The organism is Mesorhizobium sp. M0601, from assembly GCF_040320845.1.
In the GTDB taxonomy this organism is placed as follows: domain Bacteria; phylum Pseudomonadota; class Alphaproteobacteria; order Rhizobiales; family Rhizobiaceae; genus Mesorhizobium.
Map to the genome: position 1 here is coordinate 34,964 of NZ_JAMYQK010000021.1, position 20,518 is coordinate 55,481.

Consider the following 20,518-nt stretch of genomic DNA (forward strand, 5'->3'; position numbering starts at 1 on the left):
TGTCTCCAAGAGACCATGCTTAGCCACTCAATCGCCGGCGACGAAGAACGTCCATTGTCCGGTCGGCGTGATGCCGACGCGGTAGAAAATGTAGGCACCGAACTGCTTCATGTCGTCATAGTCGCTGGCGGTGACGATCTTGAACAGCTCGACCCGTTGTCTGGCGTCGAGCTTGTCCAGTGGCAGGGCGAAGAAATAGGGCCAGACATAGAGATCCTGCGGCGTGCCGGCATCGACATGGACAAAACCGGCACTGAGCACTTCTTCCAGGATGGCGAGGATCTCCTGGCCTTCCGTATCGCCCGAAAGGCCCTTCAGGAAGGCGATCGGGTCGCCCTCGATGTCACCCAGCGACAACTGTGTCATCATGTCGCCCGTGCCGATCAGCGGCCGAAGTTTTTCGATGTCGCCGCTTTTGCAGGCCTCGACTATCAGATCGTGCATGCGCCTGACCGGTTCCGGCAACTTGGCCAGGTCGTAGACGATTTCGGGCACGGGCGCGTCCGGATCGACATGCGGATTGGCCATGCCGCCATCGTTGGCCGGCCCTTTCGGTTCGGTTTGTTCCGGCTCGTCGGATGGCGTCGGCTGGCTGGCCGGTGGTGGCGTCGTGCCGAGCGGGCCGGGCATCGGCACGGTACTTCCGGGCGGCGACATGTCACCGTCGGGCGGCGGCGTGACCGGTGAGGGGAGGTCTTCGCGCTTGATCTCGCTGAGGGCCTGAGAGGGACTGCTTGCAAGAAACAGTGCAGAAGGAATCATCGCGCAGGAAGCGGTGAACCAAATGCTGAGGACCAGGCCGCGCGGCTTGCCTGATATCGAAAAATTCACCGCCTGCTACTCCCTGGTTCCAGCCCATCCATGTGCCCGGACATGATGTCCGGCGGCGCGCCGTCGTCAAAGAACCGGGGTCAGTGCCGCAGTCTTTCGGGCTCGAAGGCCCCGGCAATCACCTTTTCACGCATGCGATCGAGCAGGGCAAGCGCCGAGGTCTCGCCATTGGTGCGCAGCATTTCGCCGAATGCCGTTTCGAGGGCCGCCTCGGCGATGATTTCCGGCTCGATCCCGGCCGACAATCCTTCTGCCCAGGCTTCGCTGTGGCTTTCCACGGCGGTCAGGCGCTTTTCTTCCCTGACCAGCGCGTCGATGTCGTTGACGCCATGTTCCATTGCGATGTCCACCCTTTCAAGCGGTGATCCGTTGGACAGGGATCAAGCTTGAGTTGTCCCTTTTACACGCAGGCGCAGTAAGTATTTGTAAATGCGACATTTTTTTGGTCGTCGTCTACAAATTCCGTCGCGTCCAGCAAACCTGCGTCCGATCCGTTTCAAACTTAGCCGATTAGGCAGGCCAAGGGGACGGAAACCTTCAGTTTGAGTTAATTTCACATCTGCGCGCTAACGTTTCGTTAACATAGTTGCAAAAGTGCAACATCAGGTTTGCACCAAGACCTCACTCGAGGCAAGCGGAGAAGCGTCGAACGCGTCCGCCGCAACGGCGCCGACCCTTGATGCGGCTTTTCCGCAAAGCGGCTGCCGCCGTCAGTTTCCGTAGCGCGAGGCGATGTCGCGAGACAGCGTCTCGCCTTCCTTCATGTAGCGGCTGATGGCTTCCGCCGCCGAGGCGGTGCATTGCGTATAAGTGCCGCCGAACGACCGGTAACCGCGGTTGAAGCTGGCGATGAAGCGGGCGCGCCGCTCCGGGTTCGGATTTTCCGATGCGATCAGTTTTTCCATCTCGGCTCGCCACCGATCGCCCTTCTCGCCACACAGATTACGCAGGAAATGCAGCGAGCCGAGCACTTCCGCCAGCCGCATCAGCCCGGGCTCGAACGGTGCTTCGGCGGCAATCGCCGAGCGCGCACCGACAACCACGCTGACGGCGAGGCATGCGGCGAGAAACGAAGACGTGCGGCTCATGAGTCCTTGTGCTGAAACAATTTGTCGCCTGCAAGGCGATTCTCTGGCTCAGGTCTCGCCGTCTTTGTTGGGACCGAGTAGATCGTCGGCAATTTCAAACACTGCATCGGCGAGCGGCATCGCTGTCATTTCGGCCAGCGTATAGAAAGCCGCGGTTTCGGCGTCGTCGCTGGCCACCGCCTCGCCGCCAGCATAATCGGCCCCAAACACCGTCAGCCAGTAGTCGACCGGATGCCCATCGCCGCTGCCGTCGATGTGGATTTCCCGCAGCGGCCGGTAGCTGCACGCCTGCAATCCGGTCTCTTCCAGCAATTCGCGCCGTGCTGCCTGTTCCAGCGTCTCGCCGGCTTCGACCTTGCCGCCGGGAAAGGCATGGAGGCCTTGCGCGGGCGGCCTGGCCCGCTTGACCAGCAGCACCGTGTTCCCGCGCACGACGCAGACCGAGACTGCCGGAATGATCTTGCGTGCTTCCATGGGCTTCGGATCGCTCGATTGGCATAGCCCGTTGTGGACCGGCCGTCGGCGAACAGCTTTAGCGGTTGCGAAAGGCGGGTTCCATGGCCACTTTCACATGCCACCAATTCGAGAGCTGAATTCATGTGCGGACGCTTTGCCTTGACCGCCACTCCGGACCAGACCGCCGCCTTTCTCAGCCTGGCGGAACTTGAGGAGTTTCCGGCCCGCTACAACATCGCGCCGACGCAGCCGGTGCTGATGGCGCTCGCCGGATTGCCGCAGGCGCCGGGCTCGAACCTGCCCGCCCGCCGCTCGATGCTGGTGCGCTGGGGCCTGATCCCGGCCTGGGTCAAGGATACGCGTAACTTCCCGCTGCTGTTCAACGCGCGTTCTGAGGGGGCGTCGGAAAAGGCGTCGTTTCGCGCTGCCATGCGCCATCGCCGCGCTCTGGTACCGGCTTCGGGATTCTACGAATGGCACCAAACCGGTGGAAGAAGAGGGCAGCCCTATTGGGTGCGGCCAAGGCGTGGCGGGCTTGTCGCCTTCGCCGGGCTGATTGAGACCTATGCCGAGCCGGGCGGCTCGGAAATGGACACCGGCGCCATTCTGACCGCCCACGCCAATGCCGACACTGCCCATATCCACGACCGCATGCCGGTGGTGATCCATCCCGAAGATTTCGCGCGCTGGCTGGATTGCCGCACGCTCGAGCCGCGCGACGTGGCCGATCTGCTGAGACCCGCCCAGCTCGATTTCTTCGAAGCGATCCCGATTTCCGACCTCGTCAACAAGGTCGCCAATACCGGGCCGGAGATTCAGGAGAAGGGCGTCGTCGAGCTTGAGCCCGACAAGGTCAAGCGCCGGAAGTCCGGCGCGAACGACAGTCAGATGAGTTTATTTTAGCAAAAGCTACTATTACTGGTTCGCCGTGAGCGCCTCAATCTTTCCCGACGGCATTCTCAGGCAGCGCGCGGCGAAACGATTTTTTGCGCCGGCTTCTTCTTCTTCGCGGTGTGCAGAAGAGCTGCGACGATTGCTGCCGGGCCGATCGCCCGGTAATGGCTGGCGAGCGCCGGTTGCTTGGCGCGGTTGGATTCTTGCTTAGGCATTGTTCTCTTCCCTGGTAACGTCTTCGTGTCTGCGTTTGCTGGCCGAATCCGACCAAATCGTGACGCTTGCTGATCTAGCCGGCGAATGTTTCATCACAGTGCCGACCTGTTTAATAAAATGTTTCAGTGGCTCAATTCCTGTGAGCCAACGATATTTTTGGCGAAGGTAGCGACTTGACGGCAACACCGGGCAAGGCGATAAAGCCGGCCATGAGAACGTCTTTCGCCATTTGTGGCATTTGCATTATTGGCTAGCCTCGCGCTGGTCCTGGACGTTTTCGCCTCATCTCCTCCCAGATTGGACAAACGCCCCGGCCAGCAGGCTGGAGCCGATTTGCGCCTCGGCGCAACCGACTCCATCCAGAGCACGATCCCAAAAGGTCATGCCAAAGTAACGCACCGGGAACGCACGTATGTCTGACGCATCGAAGAGCCTGCGCCTCTACAACACGCTAACGCGGAGCAAGGAGGATTTCTTCCCGATCGATCCGCGCAACGTGCGCATGTATGTCTGCGGCCCGACGGTCTATGACTTCGCCCATATCGGCAATGCGCGGCCGGTGATCGTCTTCGACGTGCTGTTCCGCTTGCTGCGCCATCTCTACGGGCAAGCGCACGTCACTTACGTCCGCAACATTACGGACGTCGACGACAAGATCAACGCTCGCGCGCTGCACGATTTCGGCGGCGAAATTGCATCGGGCAAGCTGTCGCTGAACGAAGCGATCAGGCGGGTCACCGAAAAGACCGCCGGTCAGTTCCACAAGGACGTCGCGGCGCTCGGTTGCCTGGAACCGACGGTCGAGCCGCGCGCCACCGAGTTCGTCGAGCCCAGGCCCGACGGCAAGGTCGACATGATCTTCTTGATTCAACGCTTGATCGAACGCGGCCATGCCTATGTCGCGGCTGGAGAAGTCTTGTTCGACACCGCTTCCATGCCGGATTATGGGCAGTTGTCGAAGCGCAATCTCGATGAGCAGCAGGCCGGCGCCCGCGTCGCCGTCGATGAGCACAAGAAGAACCCGCAGGATTTCGTGCTGTGGAAATTGTCTTCGCCCGAGGAGCCGGGCTGGGACAGCCCGTGGGGCAGGGGTCGGCCGGGCTGGCACATCGAGTGCTCGGCGATGTCGGCCGCCTATCTCGGCGAGGTGTTCGATATCCATGGCGGTGGTCTCGACCTGATCTTTCCGCACCACGAGAACGAGATCGCGCAATCGCGTTGCGCCCACGGCACCGAAACGATGGCCAAGGTTTGGATGCACAACGGATTCCTGCAGGTCGAGGGCCAGAAGATGTCCAAGAGCCTGGGCAATTTCTATTCGATCACCGAATTGCTGGAGATGGATACCTTTGGCGGCCGCAAATGGCCGGGCGAGGTGCTCAGGCTGGCGATGCTGATGACGCACTATCGCGAGCCGATCGACTTTTCCGTGCGCAAGCTGGAAGAGGCGGAGAATACGCTGCGCAAATGGAAGCGGGCGGCCGATCTGGCGCCGCCGACGGCAAAGCCGGTGCCGGCGGATGTGATCGAAGCGCTGTCGGATGACCTTGCCACCTACGCGGCATTCCAGTTGCTGACGCAGTTGGCTGGTGATGCTGTTGATTTCAACGCAGGTAGCGGCAACGCAGCCGCCGAAGACAACGATGCTGCCGCTTCACTGAAGGCATCGCTTCTGTTCCTCGGCTTCGACATCGCAACAGCCAAGGTGGATGAAGACGCCATTGCCAAGGCGATCGCCAAACGCCTCGCGCTGATCGCCGCCAAGAACTGGGCCGAGGCCGACCGCATCCGCGACGAGTTGCTGACGCAAGGCATCCAGTTGAAGGACGGCAAGGACCCCGTCACCGGCGAACGCATCACCACCTGGGAGGTAAAAAGATGATCGATCATCTCGGCATCACCGTTTCGGATTTCGACGCGTCGAAGGCTTTTTACGACAAGGCGATGGCGCCGCTCGGCGCCTCGCTGCTCTACATGGTGCCGCAGGAATATACCGGCGGCGCCAAGGTCGGCGGCTACGGCCGCGACCGGCCGGTGTTTTGGCTGCATGCCGGCAAGGACAACCCGAAGGATCATCAGCATGTCGCCTTCACGGCTCGCAGCCGCGCCGAGGTCGATGCCTTTCACGCCGCGGCGATTGCCGCCGGCGGCAAGGACAATGGCCGGCCGGGCCTGCGCCCGCACTACCATCCGAACTATTATGGCGCTTTTGTTTTCGATCCTGACGGCAACAATGTCGAGGCGGTTTGCCATGCCCCGGAGTAGTGCGCGATGAGCCTCGACAACAGACCAGTCTATACAGGCGGCTGCCAGTGCGGCGCGGTGCGCTTCCGCGTCGAAGGAGCTCTCGGCGATGCTTCCGTATGCCATTGCCGCATGTGCCAGAAGGCGAGCGGCAATTTCTACCTGCCGCTGGTCTCGGTGCGCGGCGCAAGGCTGGACTGGACGCGCGGTGAGCCCAAACGCTTCCGCTCGTCCAACGCGGCTTTGCGCGGTTTCTGTGCCGAATGCGGCACGCCGCTGACCTTCGAAGCGCCCGACGGGGTGGCCCTCGCCATCGCCACATTCGACCACCCCGAGGAGATTGCGCCGACCATCCAATGGGGTGTCGAAGCCAAGCTCCCGTACGTGGATCACGTCCACGAATTGCCAGGTGAGGAAACGATGGCCGACGTCTCGTCGGCCTCCTATCTCGCCGATCTCGTCTCCTACCAACATCCCGACCACGACACCGAACAATGGCCGCCGGAGGAAAAATCATGACCGAAACCGTTCGTACCGGCGGCTGCCAGTGCGGCGCCGTGCGCTTTCGCATCCACGGGGCGCTCGGCCGCCCGTCCATTTGTCATTGCCGCATGTGCCAGAAACAGTTCGGGTCGTTTTTCGGCGCGCTGGTGACAGTGCCGAGCGACGGCGTCGAATGGGTGCGCGAGGAGCCGAGTTACTTTCAGTCGTCGGTCAACATCGATCGCGGCTTCTGCGCCCGCTGCGGCACACCGCTGACCTACCGCCAGCCCGGCGCGCTGGAGATCGCCATCGGCGCCTTCGACGACCGTTCCGATCTGGCGCCGCAGATCCAGGTTAACTACGCCGCCAGGCTGCCTTGGGTCGAGACGATCTTCGACGCGCCGATCCATGACGACCCGGATTTCTACGCGCGACAGGAATCCATCATCTCCTTCCAGCATCCCGATCACGAGACGGCCAACTGGCCGCAGCAGGGCCTGAAATTATGAGCAGCGAATTCCGTACCCTCTATCCCGAGATCGAGGCTTTCGAGTCCGGCATGCTCGACGTTGGCGATGGCCATCAGGTCTATTGGGAGCGCTCCGGCACCAGAGGGGCCAAGCCGGCTGTCTTCCTGCATGGCGGGCCGGGCGGCACCATTTCGCCAAAGCACCGGCGGCTGTTCGATCCGAAGCTGTACGATGTCATCCTGTTCGACCAGCGCGGCTGCGGAAAATCGACGCCTAATGCCTCGCTTGAAGCCAACACCACCTGGCACCTGGTCGCCGACATCGAGCGTCTGCGAAAAATGTGCGGCTTCGACAAATGGCTGGTGTTCGGCGGTTCGTGGGGTTCGACGCTGGCGCTGGCCTTTGCCGAGACCCACCCCGAGCGGGTCAGCGAACTGGTCGTGCGCGGCATCTACACGCTGACCCGCGCCGAACTCGAATGGTACTACCAGTTCGGCGTGTCGGAGATGTTCCCCGACAAGTGGGAGCGGTTTCTGGCGCCGATCCCGGAGGCCGAGCGCGGCGACATGATGGCCGCCTACCGCAAACGGCTGGTCGGCAGCGATCCTGTGGCGCAGGTCGAGGCCGCCCGCGCCTGGAGCCTGTGGGAGGGCGAGACGATCACGCTGCTGCCGGAACCGGAAACCAGCGGTCCCTTCGGCCAGGATGATTATGCCTTGGCTTTCGCCCGCATCGAGAACCACTATTTCGTCCATGCCGGCTGGCTGGAAGAGGGACAGCTGCTGCGCGATGCATGGAAGCTTAAGGATATCCCGGGTACCATCGTTCACGGCCGCTACGACATGCCGTGCCCGGCGCGCTACGCCTGGGCGCTGCACAAGGCGTGGCCGAAAGCGGATTTCCATCTGATCGAAGGCGCCGGCCACGCCTATTCGGAGCCGGGCATCCTCGACAGGCTGATCCGCGCAACGGACATGTTTGCCGGGAAATGACCATGGCTCGCGAGCGCCTTTATCTGTTCGACACCACGCTGCGCGATGGTCAGCAGACGCCGGGTATCGACTTCTCCGTTGAGGACAAGATCGCCATCGCCAAGCTGCTCGACGAGTTCGGCATCGACTACGTCGAGGGTGGCTACCCCGGCGCCAATCCAACCGACACCGCCTTCTTTGCCGAGCGTCGCACGGCCGATGCCAAGTTCGTTGCCTTTGGCATGACCAAACGGGCAGGAGTGTCGATCTCGAACGATCCTGGGCTTGGCGCGCTGGTCCAGTCGAAGTCGGACGCCATCTGCTTCGTCGCCAAGAGTTGGGACTACCATGTCCGCGTCGCGCTCGGCTGCACCAATGAGGAGAACCTCGAGGCGATCAAGGCCTCGGTCGAGGCGGCGCTCACTGCCGGCAAGGAGGCGATGGTCGACTGCGAGCATTTCTTCGACGGCTTCAAGGCCAACCCCGATTATGCGCTGGCCTGCGCCAGGACGGCCTACGATGCCGGCGCGCGCTGGGTGGTGCTGTGCGACACCAATGGCGGCACGCAGCCCTCCGAGGTGCGCGCCATCGTCGAAAAGGTGATCGCCACTGGCATACCGGGCGACCATCTCGGCATCCACGCCCATGACGACACCGGCCAGGCGGTGGCGAATTCGCTTGCCGCCGTGGAGGCCGGCGTCCGCCAGATCCAGGGCACGCTGAATGGCATCGGCGAGCGCTGCGGCAACGCCAACCTGATCTCGATCGTGCCGACATTGGCGTTGAAGCCGGCCTTTTCCCGCCGCTTTGCTACAGGCATTTCGGCAGAGGCGTTGACCGGTATATCGCGCCTGTCCCGCGCCTTCGACGAGTTGCTGAACCGTGCGCCCGAAGCGCAGGCGCCCTATGTCGGCGCCTCCGCTTTTGCTACCAAGGCCGGCATCCATGCCTCGGCGCTGGCAAAGGAGCCGGCGACCTACGAGCATGTGCCGCCAGAGACCGTCGGCAACCGCCGCCGCGTCATGGTTTCGGACCAGGGCGGCAAGGCCAATTTCCTGGCTGAGCTGAAACGGCGTGGCATCGACATGCCCCGGGACGACCATCGCCTCGACGCGCTGATCGCCGTGGTCAAGGAGCGCGAGGCCGAGGGCTATGCCTACGAAGGTGCCGACGCCAGCTTTGAGCTTTTGGCGCGCAAGATGCTGCACGGCCTGCCGGAATTCTTCCGCGTCACTTCTTTCCGCTGCATGGTCGAGCGCCGGTTCGACGCCAACGGCCAGCTGAAGACGGTCTCGGAGGCGATCGTGAAAGTGCTGGTCGAGGGCGAGGAGAAGATGTCGGTGGCCGAAGGCCACGGCCCGGTCAACGCGCTCGACATTGCGCTGCGCAAGGATCTCGGCAAATTCCAGAGCGAGATCGCCGATCTCGAACTGGCCGACTTCAAGGTGCGTATCCTCAACGGCGGCACCGAGGCGATCACCCGCGTGCTGATTGAATCGCATGACGGCACCGGTGCGCGCTGGTGGACGGTCGGCGTCTCCGAAAACATCATCGATGCTTCCTTCCAGGCGCTGATGGATTCGATCGTCTATAAGCTGATGAAGAACCGCGACATGGCGGGCTTGGCGGCGGCGGAGTAAGAAATGGGCTTTTCGATAAGTTGGCTGGGCTTTCGCGGTTACGGGATAAAGGAAGCTGCGGCGTTGTTCGGACGCGAGATTGGCGATCCATCGGAGATTTTCGAAGCGCCTGTGAACGCCTATGCCAGCGAAAAGAACTGGGCGATCATCATCCTCGATCCCTGCAGCTTTCCGAACCCGCCTCAGCAATATCTGGCCGCGATTTCGCAAGAGCGGGAAATCGTGATCGCGCACATAGAGGAGCATGTAATGTTCGCGCGCGCCGAGCTCTGGCGCGACGGAAGGAACATCTGGAAAGTCTGGCGCAGCGGCGACAAGACCGTGCGGGACTTGCATGTCACGGGTGATCTCCCTGCGTCTTTCGAAGCGCTGAAGCAACAGTGTTTTTCAAAGCAGGATGAAGAAGATAGCAAAGGTACAGAGGTCGATCTTGTTTTTGACCTTCCCCTCGATCTTGCGGCGGAACTGACGGGCTTTAGGCACGATGAAGGTTCGCCCGACAACGTCTTTTTCGAACTCAAGGAGAAGCCTGCTCCGCCTTGAGACCGTGTCGTGCCGGGCCTGCAATCACTCTCGCAGACAGCGGCAATTGTTCGACGTTTAGCGGTCGTGTTGAACCATCAGCAAGACTCCATTGATCCATCAGCAATTTGCGATGGTTTTGGGCAAGCCGCTGGCGCATAGCCTTGGGCCATGACTACCCAAGCACTTCACATCGAGGCCGACACCAAAGCTTGTCGCGGCTTCCTGCTGGCGCTCGGCGCCTACCTGCTTTGGGGGCTGCTGCCCTTCTACATGAAGGCTGTCGCGCATCTGCCGCTGGCCGAAGTTATCGCCCACCGCATCGTCTGGTCGGTGCCGATCGCGGCCGCTGTCCTGGTCTGGGCCGGTCGCACTGCCGATTTCAAAGCGGCAGTTCGTTCGCCGCGCATCATTTCGATGGCGGTGCTGACGGCGGCGCTGATCTCGGTCAACTGGGGCATCTATGTCTGGGCGATCGCGGTCGACCGCACCATCGAGACCGCGCTCGGCTATTACATCAACCCGCTGGTCAGCGTCGTTGTCGGCGCGCTGCTCCTCGGCGAGCGGCTCGACCGTCTGCAGATCGCGGCGGTGGTGCTGGCGGCAATCGCGGTCGCGGTGCTGACCATCGACGCTGGCAAACTGCCCTGGGTGTCGCTGGTGCTGGCCTTTTCCTTTGCCGCCTATGGCTTCTTCCGCAAGACGCTGCCAATCGGCCCGAGCCAGGGCTTCCTGCTTGAAGTGCTGCTGCTGTCGGTGCCGGCACTCGGCTACATCATCTTCCTGATCGCCACAGGACAGGATCATTTCGTCTCGAGCTCGCTGAACGACACCGCCTTGCTGATCGGCTGCGGTCCGGTCACCGCCGTGCCTCTGCTGTTGTTTGCGTTCGGCGCCAGGCTGCTGCGCCTCTCCACCATCGGCATCATGCAATATATCGCGCCGACGATCGTCTTTTTGATCGCGGTGCTGATTTTCGGCGAACCTTTCGGCAGTGTTCAGGCCATAGCCTTCGGGCTGATCTGGGCGGCACTGGCGATGTACTCCTGGTCGATGTTTTCTTCGGCGCGCAAGACCGTTTCCGCATCAGCTCGAGCCGCGTAACGAAGAAAGGCGGCTGGCCGGTCTTAATGCCGGCAGCCGCGTCTTTCACGAGCGCTCAGCGCTTCGGCCCGAAGCCGGGATATGGCTGCAGCGGCACGACGGCGGCAATATCCATCATGCCGGCCTTGACCAGCGGTAAAGTTGCAAGATGGTGGCGCACATCGACATCGCTGCCGGCTTCGAACATCATGCCGCTGCCGGGAATGTCGCCCCGATTCCACACCTGACGCACGGCGCCTTCGGCATAGAGCGTGCGGCGCTGCTCGGCCTCGCCAGGCAGCAGCGGCGCGAAATCGGCGTCGGTGAACTTTTCGGTGTTGCGCGCAAGAAGGGCAAAGAACTGCATCGGAATCTCCTGATGTTGGCCGTTGGAATGGCGGAAATATTCGCTTCTGCTGGCCAGACAGTCCAAGACTGATTAGGCTAAATTTGAGACCTCACGGGACTTGAGCATCGAAGCAACAATGTTCGACCTGCGCCAGCTTCGCTATTTCATCACGGTGGCCGAAACCGGCAACGTCGGGCGTGCCGCCGAATTGCTGCACATCTCGCAGTCGCCGCTCAGCCGTCAGATCATTCAGCTGGAGGAGCAGCTGGGCGTCGCACTGTTCGAGAGGGCGAGGCAGCGTGTTCATCTCAATGCCGAGGGCCGCGCTTTTCTTGCCGAGGCGCGTGCGCTGCTGGCCCATGCAAGACGGCTGGAGGAGCTCAGCCGCAATCTCGCCAGCGGTACGGTCGGCCGTCTCGCCATCGGTTATGTGGAAGGTGCGGTCCATGCCGGGCTTGTCGCTCGGATGCTGCGCCAGTTTCGCCGCGACCGGCCCGAATTTCATCTTCAACTTAAGGGTCAGCGTTCCGCCGCCCAGATCGAAGCGCTGCGCGAACGATCGCTCGATCTGGGCCTCGTCTACACGCCTCCTCCTGCCGACGATCCCGACATCGCCGCCATGCTCATTATGCGCGAGCCGCTGGTTCTGGCGATGCCGGAAGGCGATCCATTGGCAGAAATCGCGGAGATACTGCCGCAGCAACTGGACGGACGCACCTGGATCACGGTGGTGCGCCAGCCTGACGACACCAACCGCAGCCAATTTCTCGCCGCCTGCGCGAAGGCGGGCTTCCTGCCCGACATTGCCTATGAGACGACCGATCCGTTGACGTCGTTGGGCCTGGTCAGCGCCGGGCTTGGGCTGGCGACGGTGCAGGCCAGCCTGCGGAGTGCCGCGCCGCCTCAGACCGTGTTTCGCGATCTGCCGTGGTTTGAACGCACCGTCTCGATCCATCTCGCCTGGCGGCGTCAGGACAAGCGTGCGGTCATCGGAGACTTGAGGAAGGCAGTAGGCAAGGAGTGAATAGTGAATAGTGAATGGACAGGCGCCGGTTTGGAAAGTCTTCTACTTCACCATTCACCATTCACCATTCACCATTCACTCTACATCTTATCAATCACCGACTGCACACCCTCCGTCGGTGCATCGACGGAGGATCCCGCCACCATGATAGCGGCGACGATTGCTTCCGGATCCTCGACCACCAGCGGCTTGACCCGTTGCGCCGTGTGGATGAAGCCCTCCGTTGCCATGTGGTCGAGCAACGCCAGCATCGGATCCCAGAACCCTCCGACGTTGCCGAAGACGATCGGCTTGCGGTGATGGCCGAGCTGCGCCCAAGTCATGATCTCGACGATCTCCTCGACCGTGCCGATGCCGCCGGGCAACGCCACAAAGGCGTCGGATTTCTCAAACATCCTGTGCTTGCGCTCGTGCATGTTGTCGGTGATGACGAGCTCGTCGAGCCGGTTAAGCGCGGTTTCGGTCGCCTCCCGGTTGATCAGAAAGCGTGGAATTATGCCGGTTACCTTGCCACCGGCCTTTAATGCCCCTTCAGCGACGGCACCCATGATCCCTTTAGTGCCGCCGCCATAAATCAGACGCAGGCCGGACTTGCCGATCGAGCGGCCAAGCAGGTGTCCGGCCTTGATATAGGTCTCATCTCGGCCCGGGGACGAGCCGCAATAGACGCAGACAGATCGAATCGTGTTCATGTTATGATTGGTGATAGGGACTATAGGCATGGTCAAGCCCCGGGGCGGGCTTTTTCTTGTCGGCTTTGGCAAAACAGGCTAGACCGAAATTAGGTGGCTAAGGGGCAGGGAAACATGGCAATTAATCCATTGAAGGCGTTTTTGTTCGCGGCTGGCGGCTCTGTCGCAGCAGCGGGAACCGCCTATGTATCGGGCGCACTCGACCCGTATCTCAATTCTACCCGGCCTGCGGAGGTCGCGGCGCTGACGCCGCCGGCTTCGAAACCGGCCGCTCCGGCGACCGAGGACCGGCTGCCGCCTGCGTCTGCCGCGTCCACCGATGCGGCAGCGCCCGCCGCGCCGGCCACAGCAGGTGCAATCGTGCCGACCTTCGACATCGTGCGCGTCGAAAGCAACGGCTCGATCGTCGTCGCCGGCAATGCGGCGCCCAACGCCAAGGTCGAGATTCTCAACGGTTCGGCTGTGCTCGGCTCGACGGTCGCCGGTCCCGACGGCGCCTTTGCCATTATTCTCGACGATCCGCTGAAGCCCGGCGACTACACGATCACGCTGCGCTCGACGGCTGGCAATGTCGTGACCGCCTCGGCGCAGACCGCGGTCGTTTCGATCCCCCAGAATTCCACCGGCCAGGTGCTGGCAATGGTCGAGGAGCCGGGCAAGCCGTCCGAACTGCTCACTGTTCCGGCCCCTCAGGCGAAATCTGACGCCTCGCCGCCTGTCGGCGAACAGGCGGCCGTTCAGCCACCCGCCACGGGCACCGAATTGCCGGCTGCCGCAGCGCCGGCGCCAGCCGCCCCGGCGGCTGATGTTCCAGCAGCGTCTGCTCCTGCCGCGCCGGCCGCTGTTGAAGCCGCGCCGGCTCCGGCAGCGCCCGCCACACCGGCAGCGCCCGCTACTTCCGCGGCGGAGCGGAAGATCGTCGTCGAAGCTGTCGAAATCGACGGCAACAAGATTTTCGTTGCCGGCGTCGCCGATCCCGGCCGCAAGGTGCGTGCGTATGCCAACGATATCCTGCTCGGTGACGCGAAGACCTCGCCCGACCGCCACTTCCTGGTCGAAGCGACACGCGACATCCCGGTCGGCACCTACACCATCCACGTCGATGCGCTCGATGCCGACGGCGTGACGGTGGTTGCCCGTGCGGCTGTGCCGTTCGAGCGCGAGCCTGGTGAGGCGGTTGCGGCCGTGGCGCCGGCCGAGCAGAAGCCCGCCGGGATCAAACCAGCCGAGCCGAATGCTCCGGCGACCGAAGGCGCACCGGCAACGGTCACCGAAACGCCCGCAACTGCCCCCACTCCTGCAACCGAGGCCCCGGCCGAAACGGCTGTCGCAACGCCTCCGGGCGAAACGCCCGAGACCGTGGCGCCAAAGCTCGAACATGCCGATGGCGCAGTCATCATCCGCCGCCATGACACGCTGTGGCGGATTTCGCGGCGGGTCTATGGCCAGGGCATGCGCTACTCGACCATCTATCTCGCCAACCAGGACCAGATCAGCAATCCGAACCGAATCTGGCCGGGGCAGGTGTTCAAGGTGCCGGAGAAATCGAAGGAAGGCGAGCCCGCCGATCTCAAGGCAATGGGCGACCAGATGACGACGGCGCCAGTCAAGGCCGAATAGCCGTTCTGCCCATCAGGATAGCTTGCGGCAGGGCCAGTCATCGTTTATCGCCGATGGACGATGACCGAATCCCCCCTCGTAACGGACCGAAGCCGCGCGGCAGATGAACGCCCGCCGGCCAACTGGCCGGCCAACTGCATGCCGGATAGCCGCGCCGTCGCTGTCCGGCTCGCGGCCCTTTCGCATCCAGCGCGGATCGAAATTCTCAAACACCTTTCCGCAACCCGTTCCTGCTGCTGTCGCGAGGTCGTCGAACATCTCGACCTGGCGCAGTCCACCGTTTCCCAGCATTTGAAGATCCTGGTCGAGGCCGGGCTGATCCGCTTCGAGCCTGACCGCCAGCGCTCCCGCTATGAGCTCGACCGCGCCGCGCTCGCCGATGTTTCGGCATCGCTGGCCGCGCTGGTCGATTCCTGCTGCTCCGGCCGCTAAAATCATAAGGTAAACAAGAATGGCCGAGAAAACCGTTTCCGCAGATTCCGGCTCGACCTTCAGAACGTTGCGCAATCTCTGGCCCTATATGTGGCCGGCCGACCGCGCGGACCTGAGGGCCCGGGTGGTATGGGCCACCGTACTGCTGGTTGTCGCCAAGCTGACCCTGGTGGCCGGACCCTATTTCTTCAAATGGGCGACCGACGCACTGGCCGGCGATAGCAAATCGCCGCCGCCGCTGCCGGCCCTGCTGCTGGCGCCGGTCATGCTGGTCGTCGCCTACAATTCCGTACGGCTGGTGCAGCTCGGCTTCAACCAGTTACGCGATGCCCTGTTTGCACGGGTCGGCCAGCACGCGGTGCGCCGGCTCGCCTTCCGCACCTTCGTGCACATGCACGAACTGTCGCTGCGCTTCCACCTCGAACGGCGCACCGGCGGACTGTCGCGCGTAATCGAGCGCGGCACCAAGGGCATCGAGACGATCGTCCGCTTCACCATGCTGGCGACGGCGCCGACAATCGTCGAATTCGCGCTCACCGCCGGCATCTTCGCCGTCACCTATGGCTGGCTATACGTCTTGGTGATCGCGGTCACGGTCTGGCTCTATGTCTGGTTCACCGTCAGGGCGAGCGATTGGCGTATTTCGATCCGCCGTGAGATGAACGAAAGCGACAATGAAGCCAGCACGAAGGCGATCGACTCGCTGCTCAACTACGAAACAGTCAAATATTTCAATAACGAAGCCATGGAGGCCGAGCGGTTCGACCGGTCCACGGCGCGCTACGAGTTGGCGGCGACCAGGACCTGGACCTCGCTTGGCTGGCTGAACTTCGGCCAAGGTGTGATCTTCGGCATCGGCATGACCGTCGTCATGGTGATGTCGGCGCTCGAGGTGAAGGCGGGCACACAGAGCGTCGGCGATTTCGTCTTCGTCAACGCCATGCTCATGCAGCTTTCGGTGCCGCTGAATTTCATCGGCATGATCTACCGCGAAATTCGCCAGGGCCTGACCGACATCGAAAACATGTTCGATCTGCTCGACGTCAAGCGTGAGATCGTCGATCGGCCGGGCGCCAAGCCGCTGGTCGTCGATGCCGGCAGGGTCGAGTTCCGCGACGTACATTTTTCCTACGACCCCAACCGCAAGATCCTGAAGGGCATCAGCTTCGAGGTGCCAGCTGGCAAGACGGTGGCCATCGTCGGCCCCTCCGGAGCCGGCAAGTCGACCATTTCGCGGCTCTTGTTTCGCTTCTATGACATCCAGCGCGGCAAGATTCTGATCGACGGCCAGGACATTCGCGACGTGACGCAGGAGAGCTTGCGCGCTGCCATCGGCATGGTGCCGCAGGACACGGTGCTGTTTAACGACACCATCGCCTACAACATCCGCTACGGCCGCGTCGGCGCGAGCGAGGAGGATGTGCGCAAGGCGGCAGAATTGGCCCAGATCGGACCGTTCATCGAGCGGCTGCCCGACGGCTATCGCTCAATGGTCGGCGAGCGCGGATTAAAACTGTCCGGCGGCGAGAAGCAGCGGGTGGCGATTGCCCGCACCATTTTGAAGGCACCGCCGATCCTGATGCTCGACGAGGCGACCTCGGCACTGGACAGCCACACCGAGCAGGAGATCCAGGCGGCACTCGACCTGGTCAGCCAGGGCCGCACCACCCTCGTCATCGCCCATCGGCTGTCCACAGTGATTTCGGCCGACGAGATCATCGTCCTGCAGGATGGCCAGATCGCCGAGCGCGGCACCCATGTCGCCTTGATAGCCAAGCGCGGCCTTTATGCATCGATGTGGGACCGCCAGCGCGAGGCAAGCGAGGCCGAGGAGCGGCTGCGCATTGCCCGCGAAAGCGACGAGTTCGGCGTCGTCGTCCGCCGCCGCACCTCGGAGGTGAGCTGAAAATTCGTGCTTGACCTCAACTTAAGTTGAGATCGTAGGCCGTTTTGGATCGCAGCAAAATGCGTCGTTCAAAAACGGAGACAATCGATATGAATGGGATAAATCAGGCAGGTACTGGCGGCAGCGTATTCCGGGTGGACAAGTTTGTCGTTCCGGCCAACGCCCGCGAGGAGATTCTTGCCAAGGTCCGGATGACGCATGAATTGCTGCGCCAGCAGCAAGGGTTCGTCCAGGATTTCCTGCTCGAGCAATTCTCGGGGCCGGGCGAGTTCAACCTCGTGACCATTGTCGAATGGGAAGGGCAGGCCGCCGTCGACAAGGTCGTGCCGATCATCAAGGCTGCGCATGAGCGCAGCGGCTTCAATCCTCAGGAGACCATTTCGCGACTTGGCGTCAAGGCCGATATTGCCAACTATCAGCGGATTCCCGGGATGTAAGTTCTCTACGGCCAGCCGGCGCCCGGCGCAGTAGCGTCGACGCTGAGCACTTGGCCGGTACGGGCATCGCTGATCATATGTTCGAAGCCGCGCCATTCGGCGGCGACGATGAACAGCGTTTTTCCCTCGCTGCCGCCGAGCATGCAGGCAAAGCAGCCGCGGTCGACATCGACGCTTTCGAGCATCGCGCCGCCCTCGCGCACCCGCACGCAATGCCGGTTCGGAACGTCGGCATACCAGGCCGCACCTTCGGCATCGAGGCAGATGCCGTCGGGAAAACCGTTGCCGAGATTGGCCCAGATCCTGCGGTTGGAAAGGCCACCATCGGCAGCGATGTCGAAGGCGGTCAGCCGGTTGGCGTGGGACTCGGCAACGACCAGCGTCTTGTTGTCGGGCGTCACCGCCATGCCATTGGCGAACGCGAGGTTCTCAGCCACCTGCTGAACCGAGCCATCCGGTGCAACTTGCACGATGGTGCCGGGACCGAAATGCTGGCCGAGGGCCGGAGCAGGCCCACCGCCATTGACGTATATGTTGCCGCGCCCATCGACCACCATCTCGTTCCAGGGGCTCTTTGATAGTTGTCTCAGATCGGCATGGGTGACCAATGTCCCGTCTGCCTCCTGCCTGAGGATCAGCCCTTCGCGGCCGGACACGACAAGCAGGCGCCCGTCCGGCAGCCAGTCAATGGAATAGGGCAGGGTGGCCGGCACGGTGAGCACGATCTCGCTGTTGCCTAGGGCGTCAACGGCGATGATCTGGCCCGTGCCCCAGTTGCAGAGCCACAGCCGGCCGTCGTGCCAGCGCGGTGACTCGCCGAAGGCCAAGCCGTTCATCACCACTTGCACTTGCCTAGCTGCTGATTTCTGCATGGGCCGAGAACCTCCGGGTTTGCGCAAATCGTCATGGCCGAAAGGCCGATGAGAGGCGCCGTCTTGCCAAGGACGGGCGAGAGTGCTGCGTTCCGACAATCGCAATGAACATTTCCGGTTGATCACTTCGGCAGTCCGGATGCTGCTAACGGCATCCTGAAACGGCGGTGACCGCCACCCCCGAGCGCTCTCATTGTCGCGTTGCGACCGCGGGGTGTTTCCGCTATTGAGGCCGGACTTGGAACCAAGGTTGCCCTCATCCCATGAGCCTCGTTGACACGATCAAGAATGCGTTCGTTCCGATCCACCGCGAGGGTTATCCCTTTATCGCTGCGTTCGGCACGGCGACGCTCTTTCTTGGCTATTTCTCCTCGACCCTGTTCTGGATCGGTCTCATCCTGACGGCCTGGTGCGCCTATTTCTTCCGCGATCCCGAGCGCGTCACGCCGATCGACGACCGGCTGGTTGTCAGCCCGGCCGACGGCATCGTCTCGGCGGTTGGCCCGGCCGTGCCGCCGCGCGAGCTTGGCCTCGGCGGCGGCGAAATGACCCGCATCTCGGTATTCATGAACGTCTTTTCCTGCCACGTTAACCGCTCGCCGGTGCGTGGCCGCATTTCCAGGATCGAGCATCGACCAGGAAAATTCCTCAACGCCGAGCTCGACAAGGCAAGCACCGAGAACGAGCGCAACGGGCTGGTCATCGAAAGCCCCAATGGAACGGTCGCCGCGGTGCAGATTGCCGGCCTGGTGGCGCGGCGCATCGTCTGCTGGGCCGAGCCCGGCGGCGCCATCGGCACCGGCCAGCGCTTCGGGCTGATCCGCTTTGGCTCGCGCGTCGATGTATTCCTGCCCTCGACCGCGACGCCGCGTGTCGCCGTCGGCCAGACCGCGGTTGGCGGTGAGACGGTGCTGGCGGAATTCGGCGGCGTTGCCGCAACGCCGCTCGTGCGGGTCTCCTGACCGGTGGCGCCGCCGTTCAAGAAATTCGAGGCGCATGGCGGCGGTGGCCCGCGCATTCGCGAAATCCCGATGCGCATGGTGCTGCCCAATCTGGTCACGGTGCTTGCCATCTGCGCCGGCCTGTCCGGTATTCGCTTCGGCTTCGAGGGCCGCTTCGAGCCAGCGGTGGTGATGGTGCTGCTCGCCGCCTTCCTCGATGGTATCGACGGCCGTCTAGCGCGAATGCTGAAGGCGACTTCCAAATTCGGCGCCCAGATGGATTCGCTGGCCGATATCGTCAATTTCGGCGTGGCACCGGCGCTGGTGCTCTATGCCTTTCTGCTCGACAGGGCAGGTTCGCCGGGCTGGATCGCCGCGCTGCTGTTCACCATCGCCTGTGGGATGAGGCTTGCCCGTTTCAACGTGCTCGACGAAGAGCTCGACCGTCCGCAGTGGCAAACCGAATATTTCGTCGGCGTGCCGGCGCCGGCGGGTGCGGTGCTTGTAATGCTGCCGCTCTATCTGTTCTTCCTCAGGCTTGGGCTTGAACCCAGCCGCCTGGCAGCCTTCATTGCCACCGGCTTTACAATATTGGTGGCGTTCCTGCTGGTCAGCAGACTGCCCGTCTATTCCGGCAAGAGCGTCAGGATACCGGGCGACAGGGTGCTGCCGATCATCCTCGCAGTCGTCCTCTACGTCCTGCTTTTGATGACCTATCCCTGGTATACGCTGACGGCCTCGGTTGCCGGCTATCTGGTCTTCTTGCCGTTCAGCGTGCGGGCCTATTCGAGACGCGCCAAGCGCGAAGGCGAGAAGGTGCCGTCCTCGGATATTGGCTGACGGATTTGGTGCCAGTTCGCGTTGCGCCTGGCAGTGCATGATTCCAAAAAGGCTCGCAGAGCACGCGGCGCTGTGGAACGCACCTCAAAAACCCCGTTTTCGGAACTTGCTGGGCGGCTAGACCGTTTGTGTTGGTAGGTCCGCCTGAGCGGCTGCTCGTGATACGTCGTCAACGTAGCGCAGCTGCCGCATCGGGCGCAGAACCATCGGAAAACGAGGAGAAATGGCTGTCATCCTCATCGGCGCGTTACTGACTGTCGCCGGCCTCGTGTATATGGCTATTGCGGCCATCATGCGCGGGCGGCTTAGTGAGCCGGCCGCTGTCTCCACCGCGCCGGACAGTCCGACGCCCAATCTCGCAACACCAGGTCCGACTCTGGAGCCGCGACGACGCGGGCTCCGTTTTCTCGGCCTGTCGCAGAACTGGCCGGGCCTGCTGATGATGGCCGTCGGCGTCATTCTGCTGTTGTCGGTGGTAGTCCTCTAATGCATTCGCGCAAAAGTGTG

General features: G+C 62.5%; 25 protein-coding genes. 17 read left to right on the top strand and 8 right to left on the bottom strand.

Annotation, left to right across the window (positions count from 1 at the left end):
• Nucleotides 1-27 precede the first annotated feature (27 nt).
• The 4 genes from NKI41_RS19230 to NKI41_RS19245 all read right to left on the bottom strand — a co-directional run bounded on the left by NKI41_RS19230 (nt 28) and on the right by NKI41_RS19245 (nt 2,393).
• Entirely contained in the window at nt 28-831 is an 804-nt protein-coding gene (locus tag NKI41_RS19230; RefSeq protein WP_352684562.1) for a hypothetical protein, read from the bottom strand.
• Between the two features lie 80 nt (nt 832-911).
• On the bottom strand, nt 912-1,169 hold the full coding sequence (locus NKI41_RS19235) for a hypothetical protein (protein ID WP_023677749.1): 258 nt from the start codon (nt 1,167-1,169) through the stop codon (nt 912-914).
• Between the two features lie 372 nt (nt 1,170-1,541).
• Complete coding sequence (locus NKI41_RS19240; RefSeq protein WP_352684564.1) at nt 1,542-1,919, bottom strand: TIGR02301 family protein; 378 nt, start codon at nt 1,917-1,919, stop codon at nt 1,542-1,544.
• A 48-nt stretch (nt 1,920-1,967) separates the two neighbouring features.
• The gene (locus tag NKI41_RS19245) at nt 1,968-2,393 is read right to left on the bottom strand and encodes an NUDIX hydrolase (protein ID WP_352684566.1); all 426 of its coding nucleotides are present in this window, start codon (nt 2,391-2,393) and stop codon (nt 1,968-1,970) included.
• Between the two features lie 123 nt (nt 2,394-2,516).
• On the opposite strand from NKI41_RS19245, the gene NKI41_RS19250 reads away from it, so the two are divergent.
• Complete coding sequence (locus NKI41_RS19250; protein WP_352471063.1) at nt 2,517-3,278, top strand: SOS response-associated peptidase; 762 nt, start codon at nt 2,517-2,519, stop codon at nt 3,276-3,278.
• Between the two features lie 56 nt (nt 3,279-3,334).
• On the opposite strand, the gene NKI41_RS19255 is transcribed toward NKI41_RS19250, so the two are convergent.
• On the bottom strand, nt 3,335-3,484 hold the full coding sequence (locus tag NKI41_RS19255; protein ID WP_023677745.1) for a hypothetical protein: 150 nt from the start codon (nt 3,482-3,484) through the stop codon (nt 3,335-3,337).
• Nucleotides 3,485-3,897: 413 nt separating this feature from the next.
• On the opposite strand from NKI41_RS19255, the gene cysS reads away from it, so the two are divergent.
• The 8 genes from cysS (at nt 3,898) to rarD (ending at nt 10,919) form a co-directional block, all read left to right on the top strand.
• A complete protein-coding gene (gene cysS / locus NKI41_RS19260) occupies nt 3,898-5,367 on the top strand; it encodes a cysteine--tRNA ligase (protein WP_352684568.1) in 1,470 nt (489 codons plus the stop codon).
• Complete coding sequence (locus NKI41_RS19265) at nt 5,364-5,750, top strand: VOC family protein (protein ID WP_352684570.1); 387 nt, start codon at nt 5,364-5,366, stop codon at nt 5,748-5,750. Before cysS ends, NKI41_RS19265 begins: the two co-directional genes overlap by 4 nt.
• Nucleotides 5,751-5,756: 6 nt before the next feature.
• A complete protein-coding gene (locus NKI41_RS19270; protein WP_023677742.1) occupies nt 5,757-6,248 on the top strand; it encodes a GFA family protein in 492 nt (163 codons plus the stop codon).
• The gene (locus NKI41_RS19275; RefSeq protein WP_352448982.1) at nt 6,245-6,721 is read left to right on the top strand and encodes a GFA family protein; all 477 of its coding nucleotides are present in this window, start codon (nt 6,245-6,247) and stop codon (nt 6,719-6,721) included. The genes NKI41_RS19270 and NKI41_RS19275 overlap by 4 nt, the downstream gene beginning before the upstream one ends.
• A complete protein-coding gene (pip, locus tag NKI41_RS19280) occupies nt 6,718-7,674 on the top strand; it encodes a prolyl aminopeptidase (RefSeq protein WP_352684572.1) in 957 nt (318 codons plus the stop codon). Before NKI41_RS19275 ends, pip begins: the two co-directional genes overlap by 4 nt.
• Nucleotides 7,671-9,293, top strand: coding sequence for a citramalate synthase (gene cimA / locus NKI41_RS19285; protein WP_352684574.1), 1,623 nt, complete (start codon nt 7,671-7,673; stop codon nt 9,291-9,293). Before pip ends, cimA begins: the two co-directional genes overlap by 4 nt.
• A gap of 3 nt (nt 9,294-9,296) precedes the next feature.
• Nucleotides 9,297-9,836, top strand: a complete 540-nt coding sequence (locus NKI41_RS19290) for a hypothetical protein (RefSeq protein ID WP_352684576.1) — start codon at nt 9,297-9,299, stop codon at nt 9,834-9,836.
• Between the two features lie 150 nt (nt 9,837-9,986).
• The gene (gene rarD, locus NKI41_RS19295; RefSeq protein ID WP_352684578.1) at nt 9,987-10,919 is read left to right on the top strand and encodes an EamA family transporter RarD; all 933 of its coding nucleotides are present in this window, start codon (nt 9,987-9,989) and stop codon (nt 10,917-10,919) included.
• 55 nt (nt 10,920-10,974) lie between these two features.
• On the opposite strand, the gene NKI41_RS19300 is transcribed toward rarD, so the two are convergent.
• Entirely contained in the window at nt 10,975-11,265 is a 291-nt protein-coding gene (locus NKI41_RS19300; protein WP_352569658.1) for a muconolactone Delta-isomerase family protein, read from the bottom strand.
• A gap of 100 nt (nt 11,266-11,365) precedes the next feature.
• On the opposite strand from NKI41_RS19300, the gene NKI41_RS19305 reads away from it, so the two are divergent.
• The gene (locus NKI41_RS19305; protein ID WP_352684580.1) at nt 11,366-12,271 is read left to right on the top strand and encodes a LysR family transcriptional regulator; all 906 of its coding nucleotides are present in this window, start codon (nt 11,366-11,368) and stop codon (nt 12,269-12,271) included.
• Between the two features lie 80 nt (nt 12,272-12,351).
• Here the strand turns inward: NKI41_RS19305 and NKI41_RS19310 are convergent, their stop codons facing one another.
• Nucleotides 12,352-12,963, bottom strand: coding sequence for an LOG family protein (locus tag NKI41_RS19310; protein WP_352471073.1), 612 nt, complete (start codon nt 12,961-12,963; stop codon nt 12,352-12,354).
• 114 nt (nt 12,964-13,077) lie between these two features.
• Here NKI41_RS19310 and NKI41_RS19315 point away from each other — a divergent pair, with 114 nt between their 5' ends.
• The 4 genes from NKI41_RS19315 to NKI41_RS19330 all read left to right on the top strand — a co-directional run bounded on the left by NKI41_RS19315 (nt 13,078) and on the right by NKI41_RS19330 (nt 17,358).
• Nucleotides 13,078-14,583: a LysM peptidoglycan-binding domain-containing protein gene (locus NKI41_RS19315; protein WP_352684582.1), complete on the top strand. Its 1,506-nt coding sequence runs from the start codon at nt 13,078-13,080 to the stop codon at nt 14,581-14,583.
• A 60-nt stretch (nt 14,584-14,643) separates the two neighbouring features.
• Entirely contained in the window at nt 14,644-15,015 is a 372-nt protein-coding gene (locus NKI41_RS19320) for an ArsR/SmtB family transcription factor (RefSeq protein WP_352684584.1), read from the top strand.
• A 19-nt stretch (nt 15,016-15,034) separates the two neighbouring features.
• Nucleotides 15,035-16,921, top strand: a complete 1,887-nt coding sequence (locus NKI41_RS19325) for an ABCB family ABC transporter ATP-binding protein/permease (protein ID WP_352684586.1) — start codon at nt 15,035-15,037, stop codon at nt 16,919-16,921.
• An 89-nt stretch (nt 16,922-17,010) separates the two neighbouring features.
• Complete coding sequence (locus NKI41_RS19330; protein ID WP_352471114.1) at nt 17,011-17,358, top strand: antibiotic biosynthesis monooxygenase; 348 nt, start codon at nt 17,011-17,013, stop codon at nt 17,356-17,358.
• Nucleotides 17,359-17,363: 5 nt separating this feature from the next.
• On the opposite strand, the gene NKI41_RS19335 is transcribed toward NKI41_RS19330, so the two are convergent.
• Nucleotides 17,364-18,230 carry an SMP-30/gluconolactonase/LRE family protein gene (locus NKI41_RS19335; protein ID WP_352540792.1) on the bottom strand — a complete coding sequence of 289 codons (867 nt, stop codon included), beginning with the start codon at nt 18,228-18,230 and terminating at the stop codon, nt 17,364-17,366.
• A gap of 263 nt (nt 18,231-18,493) precedes the next feature.
• On the opposite strand from NKI41_RS19335, the gene NKI41_RS19340 reads away from it, so the two are divergent.
• The 3 genes from NKI41_RS19340 (at nt 18,494) to NKI41_RS19350 (ending at nt 20,498) form a co-directional block, all read left to right on the top strand.
• Nucleotides 18,494-19,192 carry a phosphatidylserine decarboxylase gene (locus NKI41_RS19340; RefSeq protein WP_352471078.1) on the top strand — a complete coding sequence of 233 codons (699 nt, stop codon included), beginning with the start codon at nt 18,494-18,496 and terminating at the stop codon, nt 19,190-19,192.
• Between the two features lie 3 nt (nt 19,193-19,195).
• Complete coding sequence (locus NKI41_RS19345; protein WP_023677728.1) at nt 19,196-20,011, top strand: CDP-alcohol phosphatidyltransferase family protein; 816 nt, start codon at nt 19,196-19,198, stop codon at nt 20,009-20,011.
• Between the two features lie 223 nt (nt 20,012-20,234).
• On the top strand, nt 20,235-20,498 hold the full coding sequence (locus tag NKI41_RS19350) for a hypothetical protein (RefSeq protein ID WP_352471079.1): 264 nt from the start codon (nt 20,235-20,237) through the stop codon (nt 20,496-20,498).
• The last annotated feature ends 20 nt before the right edge of the window (nt 20,499-20,518 follow it).

Excerpts from the sequence above, each read along its gene's own strand:
- NKI41_RS19240 (WP_352684564.1), bottom strand. The coding sequence starts at position 1,919 with ATGAGCCGCACGTCTTCGTTTCTCGCCGCATGCCTCGCCGTCAGCGTG.
- NKI41_RS19235 (WP_023677749.1), bottom strand. The coding sequence starts at position 1,169 with ATGGAACATGGCGTCAACGACATCGACGCGCTGGTCAGGGAAGAAAAG.
- pip (WP_352684572.1), top strand. The coding sequence starts at position 6,718 with ATGAGCAGCGAATTCCGTACCCTCTATCCCGAGATCGAGGCTTTCGAG.
- NKI41_RS19275 (WP_352448982.1), top strand. The coding sequence starts at position 6,245 with ATGACCGAAACCGTTCGTACCGGCGGCTGCCAGTGCGGCGCCGTGCGC.
- cimA (WP_352684574.1), top strand. The coding sequence starts at position 7,671 with ATGACCATGGCTCGCGAGCGCCTTTATCTGTTCGACACCACGCTGCGC.
- NKI41_RS19310 (WP_352471073.1), bottom strand. The coding sequence starts at position 12,963 with ATGAACACGATTCGATCTGTCTGCGTCTATTGCGGCTCGTCCCCGGGC.
- NKI41_RS19265 (WP_352684570.1), top strand. The coding sequence starts at position 5,364 with ATGATCGATCATCTCGGCATCACCGTTTCGGATTTCGACGCGTCGAAG.
- NKI41_RS19300 (WP_352569658.1), bottom strand. The coding sequence starts at position 11,265 with ATGCAGTTCTTTGCCCTTCTTGCGCGCAACACCGAAAAGTTCACCGAC.
- NKI41_RS19255 (WP_023677745.1), bottom strand. The coding sequence starts at position 3,484 with ATGCCTAAGCAAGAATCCAACCGCGCCAAGCAACCGGCGCTCGCCAGC.
- rarD (WP_352684578.1), top strand. The coding sequence starts at position 9,987 with ATGACTACCCAAGCACTTCACATCGAGGCCGACACCAAAGCTTGTCGC.
- NKI41_RS19350 (WP_352471079.1), top strand. The coding sequence starts at position 20,235 with ATGGCTGTCATCCTCATCGGCGCGTTACTGACTGTCGCCGGCCTCGTG.
- NKI41_RS19250 (WP_352471063.1), top strand. The coding sequence starts at position 2,517 with ATGTGCGGACGCTTTGCCTTGACCGCCACTCCGGACCAGACCGCCGCC.
- NKI41_RS19335 (WP_352540792.1), bottom strand. The coding sequence starts at position 18,230 with ATGCAGAAATCAGCAGCTAGGCAAGTGCAAGTGGTGATGAACGGCTTG.
- cysS (WP_352684568.1), top strand. The coding sequence starts at position 3,898 with ATGTCTGACGCATCGAAGAGCCTGCGCCTCTACAACACGCTAACGCGG.
- NKI41_RS19315 (WP_352684582.1), top strand. The coding sequence starts at position 13,078 with ATGGCAATTAATCCATTGAAGGCGTTTTTGTTCGCGGCTGGCGGCTCT.
- NKI41_RS19270 (WP_023677742.1), top strand. The coding sequence starts at position 5,757 with ATGAGCCTCGACAACAGACCAGTCTATACAGGCGGCTGCCAGTGCGGC.
- NKI41_RS19290 (WP_352684576.1), top strand. The coding sequence starts at position 9,297 with ATGGGCTTTTCGATAAGTTGGCTGGGCTTTCGCGGTTACGGGATAAAG.
- NKI41_RS19245 (WP_352684566.1), bottom strand. The coding sequence starts at position 2,393 with ATGGAAGCACGCAAGATCATTCCGGCAGTCTCGGTCTGCGTCGTGCGC.
- NKI41_RS19325 (WP_352684586.1), top strand. The coding sequence starts at position 15,035 with ATGGCCGAGAAAACCGTTTCCGCAGATTCCGGCTCGACCTTCAGAACG.
- NKI41_RS19330 (WP_352471114.1), top strand. The coding sequence starts at position 17,011 with ATGAATGGGATAAATCAGGCAGGTACTGGCGGCAGCGTATTCCGGGTG.
- NKI41_RS19340 (WP_352471078.1), top strand. The coding sequence starts at position 18,494 with ATGAGCCTCGTTGACACGATCAAGAATGCGTTCGTTCCGATCCACCGC.
- NKI41_RS19320 (WP_352684584.1), top strand. The coding sequence starts at position 14,644 with ATGACCGAATCCCCCCTCGTAACGGACCGAAGCCGCGCGGCAGATGAA.